This window comes from Mariniflexile fucanivorans (assembly GCF_004341235.1).
GTDB classification, from domain to species: domain Bacteria; phylum Bacteroidota; class Bacteroidia; order Flavobacteriales; family Flavobacteriaceae; genus Mariniflexile; species Mariniflexile fucanivorans.
The window spans coordinates 192044-210140 of sequence record NZ_SLUP01000001.1; the positions used below are offsets into that span (position 1 = coordinate 192044).

The 18097-nt window shown below is 35.0% G+C and carries 17 protein-coding genes; 14 read left to right on the plus strand and 3 right to left on the minus strand.

Going from position 1 to position 18097, the window contains the following annotated elements; translation table 11 throughout:
• The first annotated feature begins 42 nt into the window (after positions 1–42).
• The 6 genes from EV196_RS00875 to EV196_RS00900 all read left to right on the plus strand — a co-directional run bounded on the left by EV196_RS00875 (position 43) and on the right by EV196_RS00900 (position 8022).
• Positions 43–759, plus strand: coding sequence for a tRNA1(Val) (adenine(37)-N6)-methyltransferase (locus tag EV196_RS00875; RefSeq protein WP_132213938.1), 717 nt, complete (start codon positions 43–45; stop codon positions 757–759).
• A 106-nt stretch (positions 760–865) separates the two neighbouring features.
• Positions 866–2044: an acyl-CoA dehydrogenase family protein gene (locus EV196_RS00880; RefSeq protein ID WP_132213940.1), complete on the plus strand. Its 1179-nt coding sequence runs from the start codon at positions 866–868 to the stop codon at positions 2042–2044.
• Positions 2045–2256: 212 nt separating this feature from the next.
• Positions 2257–5718 carry a hypothetical protein gene (locus tag EV196_RS00885; RefSeq protein ID WP_243652146.1) on the plus strand — a complete coding sequence of 1154 codons (3462 nt, stop codon included), beginning with the start codon at positions 2257–2259 and terminating at the stop codon, positions 5716–5718.
• A 172-nt stretch (positions 5719–5890) separates the two neighbouring features.
• Positions 5891–6577 (plus strand): SGNH/GDSL hydrolase family protein, encoded by a 687-nt coding sequence (locus EV196_RS00890; protein WP_243652147.1) that lies wholly within the window; start codon positions 5891–5893, stop codon positions 6575–6577.
• Positions 6578–6603: 26 nt separating this feature from the next.
• Positions 6604–7503 (plus strand): metallophosphoesterase family protein, encoded by a 900-nt coding sequence (locus EV196_RS00895; RefSeq protein ID WP_132213944.1) that lies wholly within the window; start codon positions 6604–6606, stop codon positions 7501–7503.
• A gap of 54 nt (positions 7504–7557) precedes the next feature.
• Positions 7558–8022 (plus strand): hypothetical protein, encoded by a 465-nt coding sequence (locus tag EV196_RS00900; protein ID WP_132213946.1) that lies wholly within the window; start codon positions 7558–7560, stop codon positions 8020–8022.
• A 266-nt stretch (positions 8023–8288) separates the two neighbouring features.
• Here the strand turns inward: EV196_RS00900 and EV196_RS00905 are convergent, their stop codons facing one another.
• The gene (locus EV196_RS00905; protein ID WP_132213948.1) at positions 8289–8618 is read right to left on the minus strand and encodes a 2Fe-2S iron-sulfur cluster-binding family protein; all 330 of its coding nucleotides are present in this window, start codon (positions 8616–8618) and stop codon (positions 8289–8291) included.
• A gap of 185 nt (positions 8619–8803) precedes the next feature.
• On the opposite strand from EV196_RS00905, the gene EV196_RS00910 reads away from it, so the two are divergent.
• From EV196_RS00910 to EV196_RS00940, 7 genes are read left to right on the plus strand one after another with little or no spacing between them, the layout of a single operon-like run.
• A complete protein-coding gene (locus EV196_RS00910; protein ID WP_132213950.1) occupies positions 8804–9277 on the plus strand; it encodes a SoxR reducing system RseC family protein in 474 nt (157 codons plus the stop codon).
• Positions 9278–9282: 5 nt separating this feature from the next.
• On the plus strand, positions 9283–10161 hold the full coding sequence (locus EV196_RS00915) for a Fe-S cluster domain-containing protein (protein ID WP_243652148.1): 879 nt from the start codon (positions 9283–9285) through the stop codon (positions 10159–10161).
• Positions 10154–11482, plus strand: coding sequence for an electron transport complex subunit RsxC (gene rsxC, locus EV196_RS00920; RefSeq protein WP_132213954.1), 1329 nt, complete (start codon positions 10154–10156; stop codon positions 11480–11482). Before EV196_RS00915 ends, rsxC begins: the two co-directional genes overlap by 8 nt.
• A gap of 2 nt (positions 11483–11484) precedes the next feature.
• Positions 11485–12495, plus strand: a complete 1011-nt coding sequence (locus EV196_RS00925) for an RnfABCDGE type electron transport complex subunit D (RefSeq protein WP_132213956.1) — start codon at positions 11485–11487, stop codon at positions 12493–12495.
• 2 nt (positions 12496–12497) lie between these two features.
• A complete protein-coding gene (locus tag EV196_RS00930) occupies positions 12498–13094 on the plus strand; it encodes an RnfABCDGE type electron transport complex subunit G (protein ID WP_132213958.1) in 597 nt (198 codons plus the stop codon).
• 3 nt (positions 13095–13097) lie between these two features.
• The gene (locus EV196_RS00935) at positions 13098–13703 is read left to right on the plus strand and encodes an RnfABCDGE type electron transport complex subunit E (RefSeq protein ID WP_132213960.1); all 606 of its coding nucleotides are present in this window, start codon (positions 13098–13100) and stop codon (positions 13701–13703) included.
• Positions 13704–13705: 2 nt separating this feature from the next.
• Positions 13706–14281, plus strand: coding sequence for an electron transport complex protein RnfA (locus tag EV196_RS00940; protein ID WP_132213962.1), 576 nt, complete (start codon positions 13706–13708; stop codon positions 14279–14281).
• A 228-nt stretch (positions 14282–14509) separates the two neighbouring features.
• Here EV196_RS00940 and EV196_RS00945 read toward each other — a convergent pair whose 3' ends face one another.
• Positions 14510–15538 carry a 2-oxoacid:ferredoxin oxidoreductase subunit beta gene (locus tag EV196_RS00945; RefSeq protein WP_132213964.1) on the minus strand — a complete coding sequence of 343 codons (1029 nt, stop codon included), beginning with the start codon at positions 15536–15538 and terminating at the stop codon, positions 14510–14512.
• A gap of 2 nt (positions 15539–15540) precedes the next feature.
• Positions 15541–17409: a 2-oxoacid:acceptor oxidoreductase subunit alpha gene (locus EV196_RS00950; RefSeq protein ID WP_132213966.1), complete on the minus strand. Its 1869-nt coding sequence runs from the start codon at positions 17407–17409 to the stop codon at positions 15541–15543.
• Positions 17410–17552: 143 nt separating this feature from the next.
• Between EV196_RS00950 and EV196_RS00955 the strand changes: the two genes are divergently transcribed.
• Positions 17553–17903 (plus strand): 4Fe-4S binding protein, encoded by a 351-nt coding sequence (locus tag EV196_RS00955; RefSeq protein ID WP_132213968.1) that lies wholly within the window; start codon positions 17553–17555, stop codon positions 17901–17903.
• Positions 17904–18097 lie beyond the last annotated feature (194 nt).

The following is an 18097-nucleotide window of genomic DNA, read 5'->3' on the forward strand; positions in this document are numbered from 1 at the left end:
CTGAATTTCATTTCATTTCATAAATTATTAACATATAAGTAAATGTCTAGCAAACCTTTTAAATTTAAGCAATTCACTGTAAATCAAGAACAATGCGCCATGAAAATTGGAACAGACGGTGTGCTTCTTGGTGCTTGGGCTTCCATAAAGCAAAACCCTTTTTCGGTGCTGGATATTGGTGCAGGTACCGGCATTATTTCGCTTATGTTGGCACAACGTTGTAACGCCGAAATAATAGATGCTCTTGAAATTGATGATGATGCCTATGAACAATGTGTTGATAATTTTGAAGCATCGCCGTGGGGCGACCGATTGTTTTGTTACCATGCGGCTTTGGAAGAATTTGTTGATGAGATTGATGACACCTACGATTTGATAGTTTCAAATCCACCATTTTATTCTGAAGATTTTAAGTCTGAAAACCAAAAACGCGATGTCGCACGATTTAACGATGCTTTACCTTTTAATCATTTAATTGAAAGTGTTTCTAAACTACTTTCAGAAGATGGTACTTTCTCGGTTATTATTCCTTCTAAAGAGGAAACTACATTTATTGAAATGGCTTCAGTTTTCAACCTATTTCCTAACAGCATTTTACATGTGAAAGGAAACCCAACTTCTGAAATTAAACGAAGCCTTATGGAATTTTCGTTCCGCGAAAGCGATGTAAAAAAGGAAATGCTTATTATTGAAACGGGACGCCATGAGTATACTGAAAACTACATAAACCTAACGAAAGATTTTTATTTAAAAATGTAGCGATTCCACTGGGGTTAATTAAATTTGAGATTAAACAGTGATGAATTCATAAAGAAACAACGGTTTTTTTAATTATCTTGCTATAAACATCATAAACTCAAAATTGATGAAGCCAGATTTATTTGAAGCACCAGATTATTACCAACTTGACGAATTACTTTCCGAAGAGCATAAATTAGTTCGGAATGCTACTAGAGCTTGGGTAAAACGCGAAATCTCTCCTATTATTGAAGACTGCGCCCAAAAAGCAGAATTCCCAACGCAGATTATTCATGGTTTGGCAGAAATTGGTGCTTTTGGCTCTTACATTCCTGTTGCATATGGTGGTGCTGGTTTAGACCAAATTAGTTATGGTTTAATTATGCAGGAAATTGAACGCGGCGATTCTGGCATTCGAAGTACAGCATCTGTACAATCTAGCTTAGTTATGTACCCCATTTGGAAATATGGCACCGAAGCACAACGCCAAAAATACCTGCATAAATTAGCAAGTGGCGAATGGATGGGATGCTTTGGATTAACAGAACCCGACCACGGTAGCAACCCAGGCGGCATGGTAACCAACTTTAAAGATATGGGCGACCACTACCTTTTAAACGGTGCTAAAATGTGGATAAGCAATGCGCCTTTTGCGCAAGTGGCTGTTGTTTGGGCAAAGGATGAAACAGGGCGGATACATGGCTTATTGGTTGAACGTGGTATGAAAGGGTTTTCTACACCCGAAACCCATAATAAATGGTCGCTTCGTGCATCGGCCACAGGCGAACTTATTTTTGATAATGTAAAAGTGCCTAAAGAAAATTTATTGCCTAATAAATCTGGATTGGGCGCACCACTTGGATGTTTAGATTCAGCGCGCTATGGCATAGCTTGGGGCGCTATTGGTGCTGCCATGGATTGTTACGATACGGCCCTTAGGTATAGTAAAGAACGCTTGCAATTTGGCAAACCTATTGGACAGTTTCAGCTGCAACAAAAAAAATTAGCTGAAATGATTACTGAAATCACCAAAGCTCAACTTCTAACTTGGCGACTTGGTGTTTTACGAAATGAAAACAAAGCAACATCGGCGCAAATATCGATGGCAAAACGTAATAATGTGGATATGGCTATAACTATTGCTCGCGAAGCACGACAAATACTTGGCGGCATGGGTATAACCGGTGAATACTCCATCATGCGCCATTCCATGAACCTTGAAAGTGTGATCACTTATGAAGGAACGCACGACATTCACTTACTCATTACAGGTCTGGACATTACGGGCTTAAGCGCTTTTAATTAAAAAAATAAGAAGAAGGCTATTTTTACAAAAAAAATCAAATGCTTTAATTTCTTTATTCATATTTTAGATGTCGTAAAAATATTAGCATGACAAATGTCATCTTTATTAAAATTTTTAGACATTAGTTTTGAGACGTTTATTTCTAACTAATAATACTATTTAACCTTTTATTTGAATACATAATCGATTTTATGATGGAAAACAAAATTAAAATGACGAACGATACTATTATACAAACCCGAAAAGATACTGTTCAATATATAAATTTGCAATTAGCCTCATTGGGGCAACCTCTTTTTCAAGATAAGGACGATGATGATGAAAAATTTTGTAATCCGAAGCTTCAACAATTAACGAGTGCTTTTACTAAAGGTTTTAAAGAAAAATCACGTTTATTATCAAAATATTTGTCTCCCGCAGATACCAGAATTCAAAATTTCTTGAATGATTATTTAAAAGATGTTGAATTTAATAAATCGTATAATATTCCTAACGACACCTTAATTTTAAACCAAAAAGGTCATGCCAGAGAAATTAGTTTACCTCCTAATGGCACTTCGTTTAAAAGTGACGATATTGTTTCCTATAGAATAAAACAAGGTATTCTAAATAACCCAATAAACGATAAAAGAACTACAAAAGGTACGTTCCATATTGTTGAAAGCAGCCTGCCAGTGCCATTGGATAAAAAAGAAGTGCCAAAAATAGCGTTTGCTCACTTTTTACATGCGGCGTTTAACCCATCGGATGCCTTAAAAACGTTACCGTTTACTGCAAACCAAAAAGAGCAGGCAAAAGTAATAGTCTCTTTATTATTGCGCCCTACAGTATGCCCTGAGGTAAAAGGTGTGCTTCCTAAAAAAAGTATGGAAGTTCGTTTTTTTGCTCCTGGAAGCTTAGTGAGCAATTTGGATTTTGTTGAATCTATTTTTGGTAATGCCGGCGACCCAAACCTTGTACATAATGATGCTGCACTAGACACAGAACATTGGACAGGCCATACGGGCTGCATTATTTTAGCACCACATTTAAAAACACTTAAGAAAAAAGATGTGGGCCTACCACATTGGGACCAGGCTACCGAGCGTCAAAAAAATGACGGTATGTGCTGGAAAAATGAAGATGAAATTTACAATGATGGTGGCGCCTTTAAGGTAACCTGTAGAGATGATCGCGGTGTGGTTGTTACTATTATTGCCGACAATTATTTTGGTTATTCTAAAAAAGAAATAAAAACTCAAATTAGCTATTCTGCCAATTTATTTGGTTTGGTGGAAGAAGAACATTCTGGTGGTGCCATTGCGTATCCAAGAGGTGTTATGGGCGATATTGTAGATGGTAATGGGTTTTCACATAGATATGGAAACAAATTTTCTTTTGAAGATGTTAAAACATTGTTAGGCAAACGAATAGATGTTAAACCAGGAAACTATGCTATCGATAAAAAATACCCGAATTTAATTTACATTCCTGAAAATGCTTACATCAACACCAATACAAACAGCATTACTTGGACGTATAACAACAAAGAACAAAAATTAATTTTATCACCCAATAAAACCTACATACACCCTACAGGGAATAAGTTTAAATTAGAGAAACACAAAGCTATTTCTTTATGGCGTATTGTAAATACATCGCCTGAAGGTATATTTTGCCATAAACCTTGTACGGTTTCGGGTGGCGGAAAATCTGAAATATCTAAATCAATGCTAAACGCTATTACTTATAGCACATTTAATGTTTTAAATATTGATGAAGATTTTAAGAAAGCTGATGAAATTATTGAATACGATTATTCAAAACGTTGGAAAGAATACGACCCTACTCTACCTCCTTCTGAAGCTTTTTTAAGTCCGAAAAGAACTTTAGGTTCTGCTGTTCGATTATTACAACCTTTGGATGCATATAGCGATGAATACAACAAATTTGTAAAAAACATTCCAGTTCATATTCGATCTTTAGTATTATTTGTAAAACGATTATACCGACAAGATCACGATACTTTAAATTGGAAAGAATGCGTGTCTGTAGACATTATAAATGGTCAAAAAGGAACAGGACTTAATTATTTTAACAACCCAGTGGTTGGTAGTTATGTGCGTATTGGCTTTAATCAAGAAGGCCGTTGGTTATTAAATAAATTAAGATCCGATTTTTCGGCAAGTCAGAAAATACAAATGGAGGATGATATTTCCGCTTCTATCACCTTGCCTAGAAATCAATTTAAAAACTTAAATCCAGAGTTAAAAAACGGAAGTTTTAAGGTTGTGGCAAACTGCGAAAGCTATTTGTTTCAACGTCCAGATGAAGCCATTGTAAGAGGTTATGATGAAGGTGCTGAACGCGATATTGTTACAGACAACACCTTTTTAACCAACTACGAGCTTTTAACCAAAAAGGATGCTATTGAAATTTATGAAGACACCATTAATTTTGACAAATACACGCAACCCGTTAAAGACCTCATTATCAGTATTGTTAATAGTCCAAAAGAAGAAGACTATTTCTGTTTGCCTTCACACACTCGAATTGTAGATGGCGAACCAACCAAAAACCCAAGATATTTAGAAAAAAATATTTTTATTGATGAAACAGAGGCCAGTTATTTAGGTGAAATTGGTGTTCGTTTGTATAGAAAAATTAAATCTGAAGACCCTGTAATTCATGTGGTGAATGCTGTTTTACCAGGACGACGAAATAATCCTGTTGATAAAAAAGCAGGCATCCGTCCGTTAGCGGTTTACAATCCAATTCACTACCAAGAAGCACCAGAATTGTTTATGGATTTTATTTGTAGCCTTACAGGTAAATCGCCATCAACAACAGGTGCAGGATCAGAAGGCGCTTTAACCAAAGGTCCTTTCAACATGCTAACCCCAACAACCGATTTAAATAATGCGTTACTTTCCCATATTTTAACAGACTCCAACGCCTTTAGTACCGCTGCAGGGTATGTGGGGGCTGAAAATAAAGTGGACCACGACATCAGTTTGTTAATTCCTGAAATTTGGGCACGTTTAGAAGAAAAAAACCGCGATCCTAAATTACTTATCGAAGATGGTTCACTTGAAAAAATTGAAGACTTTGAATATAAGGGCCAAAAAGTGTTGGCAAGTCGTTTAGGTTACAGAATAACCAGCAGGTTCTCATTGAGATGTTTGAACAAATTATTTGATGAACCAACAGCTGTTTTTAATGAACACATGTTAAAACCAGAGTTACAAGGCATGGAAGATTATGTGGATGGTATTGCCAACATAGTGGAAGCGCAACAAAAAGTAGCCCTTCGTTATTTTGAAGATGGTAGTATTGAATCTGCCATTCCGCCTTTAAAAATATTGTTACATATTATGGCATATGGTACCTATGAAGGCAAAGAAATTAGCAACCCAGAATTGAGACAGTATTTTGAACGCGATTACATTATTAACAGTGATTGGTATAAAGACCGTTTGAAATTAAAACAAGAAAAAGATGTACGTTTCTACGATTCTCAAATTTCGTATTTAGAAGCATTTATCAACAACCCTAATAATGTTGATTTAGTTTCTGAAATGAAAATTAAAGACCGATTAAAATCTGTTAAAAAATTATATACTGAAGCAAAATCTGAAGCTTATTTAGATAGTTTAGTCGGTACCATAGGTGCAGACCCATTGTTCAGAAAATAATTAAAAATAATGATATTAAAAAATGCTTCTCAAAATTGGGAAGCATTTTTTGTATACAACCTACAAATGAAAAAATTCGTATATTTCGGTAAAAGCCATTATTGCCATGAAAATTCATCTATTAATATGTTGTTTTATCCTAAATTTAAACTGTAATACAGACAAGCCAATTTTGGAAGAAACAGAAATAACCGATACAGAAACTCCAAAAGAAATCATAGAAGAGGTAGAAAACACACCTAACCCTCAAAAAAAATACAAAATACTTGCTTTAGGAGATAGCTACACTATTGGGCAAAGTGTATGCGAAACCTGTAGATTTCCAGAACAATTAAAAAGCAAATTAGAAAACAACATAGCAAATAGTGAAATATCCTTGGATGTTATCGCTCAAACAGGTTGGACTACTACCAACCTGCAAACCGCCATTAACAGCAATAATCCTTCAAATGACTTTGATTTGGTAACTCTTCTAATAGGTGTCAATAATCAATACCAAAACAAGGCATTTAGCATTTATGAAGCAGAATTTCCACAACTTTTAAGTAAAGCCATAGCTCTGGCAAAAGGAAAGTCCAGCAAGGTTATTGTCATTTCCATTCCAGATTATGCCTACACACCTTTTGGGCAATCATCATCAAACTCTGGAACCATTTCACAACAATTAGATCTTTATAATAATTTCGCTGAAACGTATTCAAAAGAAAACAATGTTACGTTCATTAATATAACCGACATTACTCGAAATGGCCTATCTAACCCCGAGTTAGTTGCTTCAGATGGATTACATCCCTCGCAACTAGCATATTCCAAATTTGTAGAACGTTTACTTCCTTTAGCTATTGAAAAGTTAGACTAAGTTTAGTACTTTAGTTAAAAAAATCAATGTCATCAAAATCAAGACTAGACAATGCCTATAAAAAAGCCAAAATCATCAACTTTGATGACTCCAGTAAATTTATTTTATTTAGCGATTGTCACCGTGGCGACAATAGTTTCGCTGATGATTTTGCCAACAACAGAAATATCTATTTTCATGCGCTAAAGCATTATTATGCTGAAGGTTTTCAATATTGTGAAATTGGTGATGGTGATGAACTTTGGGAAAACCTTTCCTTCGAACCTATTTTTGAAGCCCACAAAAATGTATATATGCTCATGAGGGAATTCCATAAGGAAAACAACCTACACATGATATGGGGAAACCACGATATGGTTTATGGAAACCCAAATTATGTAAAAAAGCATCTTTATACTTATTTTGATAAGACATTGGGGATAGATGTCGATTTATTCCCAGGAATTGAATACCACGAAGGTATTATTTTAAGGCATAAAACAACGAACCAAAATGTTTTTTTAACCCACGGGCATCAAGCAGATTGGTGGAATTTTCTGTTTTGGAAATGGAGTCGTTTTATGGTTAGAATACTTTGGAAACCTTTAAATGTTATGGGTATTGCCGACCCCACAAGTCCAGCAAAAAACTACAGCGAACTTATAAGAATTGAGCGTAGAACTAAAAAATGGATTATGGAAAACAACAATTTAGTAACTATTGTTGGGCATACCCACCGCCCTCGTTTTCCAGAACCTGGTGATATTGCTTATTTTAACGACGGTAGCTGTGTTCATCCCAGAAGCATTACGGGTATTGAGATTGAAAATGGACAAATATCACTCATTAAATGGTATATAGATACGAACGATGATGGCGTGCTTCAAATAGTAAGGGTAGTACTTGAAGGTCCAAGAAAATTGATTGATTATAAAACAAATTCCTAAAGTTTAACGCAACCAAATGACATTTTTTATATCTAATAAGAAATATAGACTCAAATGAAAAAAATAATTTTACTAATATTAGTATCCATTTTTATTTATGGTTGCAGTTCTAAAGATGAAATTCAGGTATACGATGGTGATTATTTAATATTCGGGCATTTTTACGGGTTTTGCATTGGTGAAAACTGTGTTGAAATATTTAAGCTAACAAATGAAAATTTATACGAAGATTCAAACGACAATTATGCCAGCAAACCGTTTAATTTTGAAGTATTAGATAACGCTAAATTTGAAGCTGTTAAAGATTTAGTAGATGCTTTTCCAACAAAGTTATTAGATGAAAAAGAAGAGATAATTGGTTGTCCCGATTGTGCCGATGGTGGTGGTCTTTATATTGAATATTCAAAAAATGGTGTTGTTAGTAGCTGGAGAATAGACCAAATGAAAAACAATGTGCCAGAATATTTACACCCCTTTATGGACACCGTGAACATGAAAATTGCCCTTATTAATAAGTAAAAAGCTCTTTTTAAATAACCAAGTTCGATGATTGAGTTAAGAATTCATTTTGCAAAATATTCTAAATTGAAATCGTGATTACTCAGCATTTGCATTATAAATCTATTGGGTTTGTTGTTTTTGCGAAAGCAAAAACAACAAACCCAATAGATTACAACCTACAAGTCTAGCCACTCAATAGCTATTGGGAGTAGTAACACCCTAAAGACTCAAATGAAATTTTCAGTTATTTAAAAAAAAGTAGTTTCTGCCTTAAAGGAATTTCATTAGCATTCTGGTGCTAGTTCTACCTCAAGACCTTCCATATCCTTCGTCATTTGTATTTGGCAGCCCAATCGGCTATTTGCTTTAACATCAAACGCTTCAGAAAGCATCGCTTCTTCATCATCGGTCATTTCAGGTAATTCGGTATTACTTAACACATAACATTGGCAAGAAGCACACATCGCCATACCACCACAAACACCTATGGTACCTTCTGGGGCTAACTCATAAGATCTAACAACCTCCATAAGGTTCATCGCCATATCTGTTGGAGCCTGCAACGTATGTGCAACACCTGCTCTATCGGTTATTTTAATTGTAATATCTGCCATTTTATAAATATTAGTTGGCAAAAATAAGTAAAAAAAATCAAAAAAACTATTAATCCTACTAAATTGATAGACTAAACAAAAACACAGTAACCACGGTACTTAACAGCATTTTTGTATTTTATTTCTGAATATAATTACAATTAATAATCAATTTTGGACATGACATAAATCATATAATTACATACATGAAAGCACTAATTTCACACACTATTTTTAAAAGTTATGCAGTTATGAGTTTGCATTTGTCAAATGAAAATACTTTTGTCCATTCCGGTACTATTTCAAAAATAGCCGGGGACTCTGTTATGGTGTCTTTGGAACAGAATGTTCACTGCGAATCATGTCGTGCAAAAGCAAGTTGTGGAATTTCAGAATCTAATACCAAAGAAATTGAAATTCTTAACACTACCGATACTTTTAAAATTAACGAAACAGTTACCGTTGAACTAAAAAAAACATTGGGTTTAAAGGCTGTATTTTGGGCATATGTATTTCCATTTATTTTAATGTTTGCCACTTTAATACTAGCATCCAACTTTTTAAAAGAATGGCTCGCTGGCATAGTATCCCTTATTATTTTAATACCTTATTACTTAACACTCTATCTAATGAAAAATGCGCTTAAAAGTGTATTTAAAATTTCTATTATAAAAACTTAATGAATATGTCGGAATCAGTTTTATATAGTATTTTCTTATTAGCTTCCTTAGGAATAATTGCAGCCGTGGTACTCTACTTGGTTTCAAAAAAGTTTTATGTTTATGAAGATCCTTTAATAGGTGAGGTTGATGCCATTTTACCGGCAGCCAACTGCGGAGGTTGTGGCTCACCGGGATGTAAGGCATTTGCTGAAAAATTAGTTAAAACAGAAGATATCTCAGATCTTTTTTGCCCCGTTGGCGGTAATGCCGTTATGAAAATGGTTGCTGAAGTTTTAGGCAAACAAGTGGCCGAAAAAGAGCCTACGCTAGCCGTGATTCGCTGTCAAGGTGCCTGCGATGTACGACCCAAAACCACTGAATATCAAGGCCCCAGAAATTGTGCCATTTCTGCTATGATTTATAGTGGTGAAACCGATTGCCAATATGGATGTTTAGGCGATGGCGATTGTGTTGCTGTTTGTAAGTTTGACGCCATGTATATGGATGAAGCTACAGGGCTACCAGTGGTAATCACCGATAAATGTACCTCATGCGGTGCCTGTGCAGAAGCTTGCCCAAGGGATATTATTGAAATGCGACCAAAACACAAAAAAGATTTAAAAATATTTGTGGGTTGCTTGAACGAAGACAAAGCAGGAATTGCGAAAAAATCGTGCGATGTGGCGTGTATTGGGTGCTCTAAATGTGAAGATATTTGCCCTAAAGATGCCATAACCATGCTGAATAATTTGGCTTATATAGATCCTATTACTTGTACATTATGCAGAAAATGTGTAGAAGTGTGTCCAACGCATTCGATTATAGAAACCAATTTTCCCCCAAAAAAAGTAAAAAAGGTTGAAGCCATTGTTGAACCTGAAAAAATAAAAACCGATGCTTAAAACATTTCCTAAAGGTGGTGTTCATCCTCCAGAAAACAAGATAACATCTTCCAAAAGCATTAAAAGAATGACGGTGCCCAAGGTTGTATATGTTCCCATATCACAACATATTGGTATCCCTGCAGAAATAATTGTTAATGTAAAAGACACGGTTGAAATCGGTCAGGTTATTGCTAAATCTGGTGGTTTTGTTTCTTCAAATGTACATTCTCCCGTTGCAGGAACCGTTACCAAATTGGACCTTATCATTGATACTTCTGGTTACAAAAAACAATGTATCATTATTAGGACCGACCCAAAAAATGAAGCCAATTTTCAAGAGGTTGATTATCCTTTAATTAAAGATATTACCTTAGAACCTAAAGCCATCCTTCAAAAAATAAATGATTATGGTATTGTAGGTTTAGGTGGCGCAACATTTCCTTCGCATGTAAAATTGAGTGTTAAGGAAGGTACCGTTTTGGACCACCTTATAATAAATGGTGTAGAATGCGAACCGTATTTAACCGCAGACCATCGTTTAATGCTGGAAAAAGCAGAAGAAATTATAGTAGGCATAGAAATTTTAATGCATGCGCTACATATAAACAAAGCAGTTATTGGTATTGAAAACAATAAAAAAGATGCGATAGACATCTTTAAGAAATTGACTCAAAACAACGAAAAAATTAAAGTAGCCGCCTTACAAGTTAAATATCCGCAAGGTGGCGAAAAACAATTGGTAAGAGCTATTTTAAATAGAGAAGTTCCTAAAAACGGATTACCATTAGATGTTGGTGTTATTGTACATAATGTTGGTACTATTTTCGCCATTTATCAAGCCATTCAACATAACATACCGCTTACGGAACGTGTTGTTACCGTTACTGGTAAAAAATTAGAAAATCCAGCAAACTATTGGGTAAAAATAGGTACGCCAATTACCGATTTAGTAAATGAAGTTGGAGGGTTACCAGAAGGTACTCGTAAAATAGTGAATGGTGGCCCTATGATGGGAAAAGCTATAAAAAACACAGATGTTCCTGTAACCAAAGGAACATCAGGAATTTTAGTAATTAATGAAGATGAAGCCAGCAGAGGCGAGCCAAAAAACTGTATCCGTTGTGGGGAATGTGTTTTTGTATGCCCTATGGGATTAGAACCACACTTATTAATGAATCTTTCAGAAAAAGGCATGTATGAAAAAGCTTCCGCTGAAGATATAATGACCTGTATTGAATGTGGTTCTTGTAGTTATGTGTGCCCTTCACATCGTCCTTTATTAGATTATATACGCTTCGGAAAACAAATTGTTAAAAAATTAAATACCGCTAAAAATTAATTATGAGCGAGCAACCTATTATTGTATCTGCTTCTCCGCACGTCCATTCCGATAGAACTTCAAAAAAACTCATGTACGATGTTATCATCGCCTTAATACCTGCTTTTTTGGTTTCTGTCTATGTATTCGGTGTTAGCGCCTTAATCGTAACGTCTGTTGCCATTATTTCCTGTTTACTTTTTGAATACGGCATTCAGAAATATCTTTTTAAAACGGCCGTCACCATAACCGATGGCTCCGCTTTACTAACGGGAATATTATTGGCTTTCAATTTACCTTCAAACCTTCCAATTTGGATGGTTATTGTGGGTAGTTTAGTAGCTATTGGTATTGCAAAACTTTCTTTTGGAGGTTTGGGTTTCAATATTTTTAACCCTGCATTAGTAGGTCGAGTATTCTTATTGGTATCCTTTCCTGTACAAATGACCATGTGGCCAACAGCCATTGTAAACAACACCAATATTGTAGATGCCGTTACAGGAGCAACATCTTTGGGTGTTATTAAGGAAGGTTTACTTTTTGGTAAAACGATGACGGAAATAGGTGCTCAATTACCCAATACTACCAATATGCTTTTAGGTTTTACTGGCGGTTCGATAGGTGAAATATCGGCATTAGCGTTATTATTAGGAGGCTTATACCTACTGTATAAAAAAGTTATTTCATGGCATATTCCTGTTACCGTATTGGCAACTATGGCGGTTATGACGGGCATTTTCTGGTTTATAGACCCTGAACACTATGCTAGCCCTGTCATTCATATTTTATCTGGAGGCGCTATTCTTGGAGCATTTTATATGGCAACAGATTTAGTTACTAGCCCAATGACCAAAAAAGGGATGGTAATTTTCGCAATTGGCATTGGAGCCATTACCGTTATTATTCGACTTTTTGGCGCGTATCCTGAAGGTATCTCGTTTGCTATTTTAATTATGAATGCCTTTGTACCATTAATCAATACCTATTTTAAACCAAAAAGGTTTGGTGCTAAAATAAAAGCTAAAATTGTGTAATTATGAGTAAGAAAGAATCCTCTTTTTTAGGAATGCTATTATCACTTTTGATAATTACTGTTATATCTGGATTTTCATTGGGGTTTGTAAACGATTTAACCATTGCACCAAAAGCAAAGGCAAAATTAGAGAAAAAAGTAAATGCCTTAAAATTGGTATTACCTGATTTTGATAACAACCCTGTTGAAGATATGAAACTTATAAAATCTGAAGCGGTTGCCGATAGCGTTGAAATATATCCTGCCTATTTAAAAAATGAATTTGTTGGTGCTGCCGTTATTGGAACTACCGATAAAGGTTTTAGTGGTTTAATTAAAATCATGATTGGTTTTAAACCTACTGGCGAGATTGAGAACGTGGTAGTTTTAGAACAAAAAGAAACCCCAGGTTTAGGAACAAAATTGACTGAAGATAAATTTCTACAACAATTTAAAGGTGTGAATATTTCAACTTTTAAACTGAAAGTTAAAAAAGATGGTGGTGATGTAGATGCATTAACCGGTGCTACCATTTCATCCAGAGCATTCTGTGATGCTACCCAAATGGCTTACGATGCCTTTATAAAAAACAATGGTTCATTAATTGAATTAAAAAATTAAGTTATGGCCGAAATACTAAATCAAAAGCAAAATTTCTTAAAGGGCATTATAAAAGAAAACCCCATTTTCGTTATGTTATTGGGGATGTGTCCTACATTGGGGGTTACCTCATCAGCTTATAACGGATTGGGCATGGGCATTGCTACGGCATTTGTATTGTTAATGTCGAATGTAGCAGTATCGCTAGTAAAAAACGTAATTCCAGCTAAAGTTCGTATTCCAGCATTCATCATTATTATTGCATCCTTCGTTACAGTCGTTGAAATGATTTTGGAAGCATTCGTGCCTTTTCTATATGAACAATTAGGGATTTTTATTCCGTTAATTGTAGTAAACTGTATCATTTTAGGACGCGCAGAAGCATTTGCATCAAAGAATAATATAATGGCCTCTATTCTCGATGCTTTAGGCATGGGTATTGGCTTCATAATGGCCTTAACTGTTTTAGGAGCAGTTCGGGAAATTTTAGGAAGTGGTAGTTTATTCGGATTGAAATTTGTTCCAGATAACGCGAACACCTTCATCTTGTTCATTTTACCTCCTGGAGCATTTATAGCATTAGCTTATTTAACTGTTCTTTTTAATAAATTAACAAATAAAACAATTTAGATATGGATTATGTAATTATACTCATAGCTGCCGTATTTGTAAACAATATAGTATTATCACAATTTTTAGGCATTTGTCCGTTTTTAGGTGTTTCCAATAAAGTTTCAACATCGGTTGGTATGTCTGGTGCTGTATTATTTGTTATGACGATTGCCACAACCGTTACCTACCTATTGCATCAATATGTTTTAATACCAGCAGGATTGGATTATTTAAGAACCATATCCTTTATTTTAGTTATTGCTGCTTTAGTTCAAATGGTTGAAATCATCCTTAAAAAAGTAAGTCCAGCACTTTACCAAGCTTTAGGTGTTTTTCTTCCTTTAATTACAACAAATTGTGCGGTTTTAGGTGTGGCTATTTTAGCTTTAGGTTTGGACAACGGCAGCCTATTGAAAGCTGTTTTTTACGCTATATCAAACTCGCTTGGATTTGCATTGGCATTAATTGTTTTTGCTAGTATTAGAGAACATTTAGAACTTGCCGACCTTCCAAAAGTAATGAAAGGTGTACCCATAAATTTGTTAGTGGCGGGACTTTTATCTTTAGCTTTTTTAGGTTTTACAGCTTTAGTTTAAAGAAGCTTAAAAGTATTTAGGCAGAAATTAAGAATCAAAAAACTTATGCTTAATATCAAATTGAGCATAAACTTTTTAAAAATATATTCTGAAATGTGCTAGTTTTACAAAGCAAGCTGAAACCCATAGAATTTATCGATTACAAGAACCTTTCCGACTGGCTATAAGGTGACACAATATTTAATAATATTATGTATAATTTGCTTTTTTTGTAAGGCTTAGTTTACCTTATTTTAAAGGTGCTTGATGCACTTTATAGGTTTCACCAGAAAAGAAAAGATCATCCGTTTTCTTAAATTTTGATCTAGATTTCACTTCTTTAGTCAAAGCATCTTCTCTTTCTTCTAAAGTAATATCTTCAAAACGTCTTATAATTCCTGTTACTAAAGGATATTCCAATCGTACCAACATTTGGTGCAAGGTTGGGTCTTTTTCATTGGCGCTATGTACTAAAATATGGTTCTCTGTGATGCCATTCTCACCAATGGTTGCAACTTCTAATTTCAAGCCATTTAACACCAAACCTTTATTTCTGTTTTTTCCAAAAATCATTGGTTTGCCATCTTCAACATACAACTGTTTATCCTCACGAACATCTTTGTCGGTGTATTTTGAATAGCATCCATCATTAAAAATAACGCAATTTTGTAATATTTCAATTAAAGAAGTTCCGTTGAATTTTTCGGCATCAATAAATACTTCTGTCATCTCTTTAGGCGTATTTCCTCCTAATCGAGCAAAATAACGTGCTTGGGCACCAATAGCCAATTCGCCAGGTTGAAAAGGTGGTTGGGTATTTCCGTAAGGTGATGATTTTGTTTTTTGACCGACCAACGATGTTGGGGAAAACTGCCCTTTAGTTAAACCATAAATTTCGTTGTTAAAAAGAACAATATTTAAATCGATATTTCTTCTTAGCACATGAATAAAATGGTTTCCGCCAATAGCCATAGAATCACCGTCGCCTGTAATTACCCAAACACTTAAATTAGGGTTGGCCAACTTAACACCAGAAGCAATTGCTGGAGCGCGTCCATGGATGCCATGCATACCGTAACAATCCATATAATAGGGAAAGCGTGAAGAACATCCAATACCAGAAATAAATACAACATCTTCTTTTTTTACGCCCATTTCCGGAAGGGCTTTTTGCATAGCTCTTAAAATGACGTAATCATCACAACCAGGACACCATCTCACTTCCTGATCGCTAGCAAAATCTTTAAACGTATATTTTTCTATAGCTGTTGTTTCCATGACTATTTTACTAATTGTTTAAATTTCTGAATTAATTCATCATTCCCAAAAGGCAAACCCTGTACCTTATTGTATTGCAAAAATTCAAAACCATTAAAGTTTATTCTTAAAACTTTAGCAAATTGTCCGCTGTTTAATTCGCAAACAATAATTTTCTTAAACGCTTTTAATACCGTTTCTGTGTTTTTAGGAAGCGGATTCAAATAATTGAAATGCGCAAAACCAATAGACTTATAGCCTTCTTTATTAATTTCTTTTACCGCCGAATGTAGGGAGCCATAAGTACCACCCCAACCTATTACCAACAAATCGCCTTCATTAGCAAATTCTGTTTTCACATCTGGGATATAATTTTGGACACGCTTAATTTTTTCGGCTCTAATTTTGGTCATGTATTCATGATTTTCTGGAACATACGACACATTTCCTGTCACTTTATCTTTTTCTAAACCGCCTATTCTATGTTCTAACCCAAAAGTTCCTGGAACAGCCCAATTTCTAGCTAAAGTATTTTCATCTCTATCATACGGATGCCAATTTTCCTTAACTTCTTTTATGAGGTTGTTTTTTATTTCAGGCATATCGGCAACACTTTTGATTTTCCAAGGAGCCGAACCATTGGCTATATAACCATCTGTTAGCAATATAACAGGCGTCATGTGTTCTAAAGTTAATTTGCAGGCTTGGTATGCAAAGTCGAAACAATTTGCAGGTGTGCTAGCCGCTATTACAATTACGGGGCTTTCACCGTTTCTTCCATACATGGCTTGTAATAGATCTGATTGTTCGGTTTTTGTTGGCAATCCCGTTGAAGGACCACCACGTTGTACATTTACAACCACAAGTGGTAATTCCACCATCATAGCCAAACCTAAAGCTTCACCTTTTAAAGCAAGTCCAGGACCCGAGGTTGTAGTTAAAGCCAAATCGCCAGCGAATGAGGCACCAATGGCAGATGCGATACCCGCTATTTCATCTTCAGCTTGAAAGGCCTTTACCCCAAAATGTTTATGTTTCACCAATTCGTGCAAAATATCGGTAGCAGGAGTAATTGGGTAAGACCCTAAGAACAATTCCAACCCCGATTTTTCGGCAGCTGCTAAAAACCCCCAAGCGGTTGCAGTGTTCCCCATAATAATTCTATAGGTGCCTTCAGGTAATTTTGCGGGTGCAATACTATACACATTTGGTATCAGTTCTAAAGTTTCCGCATAAAAATAACCAGCATTTAAAACCTTTACATTAGATTCAATTAAAGTAGGTTCTTTGCTGAATTTCTTATTAAAAAAATCGATGGTATGTTGAACAGAGCGATGATACATCCAATATACCATGCCTAGTGCAAACATATTTTTGCTTCGTGTAATAATCTTATTATCTATTCCAGAAACATCTTTTAAAGCGGCTTTGGTTAAGGAAGTCATCGCAACTTCAATTACCCTATAATTATTTAAACTACCATCCTCTAGAGGGTTGGTTTCATATTTTGCTTTATCTAAATTCTTCTTAGTAAAAGCATCAGTATCTACAATAATAGTATGACCCGCTTTTACTGCAAACAAATTCGTTTTCAAACCCGCAGGATTCATGGCCACCAATAAATCTACGTTATCACCTGGGGTACTAACTTCTACGCTTCCAATATGCACTTGAAACCCAGATACGCCATAAAGACTGCCTTGGGGTGCTCTAATTTCGGATGGGTAATTGGGAAATGTGGCAATATCATTACCAAACATAGCAGAGGTGCCCGAAAATTGGGTTCCCGTAAACTGCATACCATCTCCAGAATCTCCAACAAATCTTATAACTACAGCATCCAATATTTCGTGTTGTAGCTTTTTTTTCTTTGTAGTTTTAATATCTGCCATGATAATTCAATTGAATGAAAAAAAATCTAAATCTTAGAACCTAATCTCCAAATATAATTTTCATTTTTATTTTTAAAGGTGACAAAAATCATATTTATAAACTAAAATGAAACATAATTTTACACATCTAAATAAATTATATTATGGCAATTATTATAACCGATGAATGTATTAATTGTGATGCTTGTATTGTTGAGTGTCCAAATAACGCAATTTACGAACCTTCTCAAGAATGGGCTTATTCAGATGAAACTGCTTTAAGCGGCAATATAAAACTCCCTAATGGGGATGAAATGGATGCTAGCGAAAAGAACGAACCATTATCTGACGACTTCTATTTCATAGTACCAGGAAAATGTACAGAATGTGTAGGATTTCATGATGAACCACAATGTGCTTCAGTATGTCCTGTTGACTGTTGTATTCCTGATGTAAATGTTGTTGAAAGCGAAGATGTTTTATTAGCGAAAAAAGCTTGGTTACATCAAGAGTAATTTAAGTAAGAGATATTTTTACAAGGAGCTATTTAAAAATTAATAGCTCCTTTATCTTTTTATACAACAAAACAAACTTCAAGCTTCTTGTACATTTATTCTAAATTAACATGCAAAAGCTTCATTATTAACCATTAACTGATATAAATCATATAATTTAATTCATATAGTTACTAATTTTCACCTTTCTTATA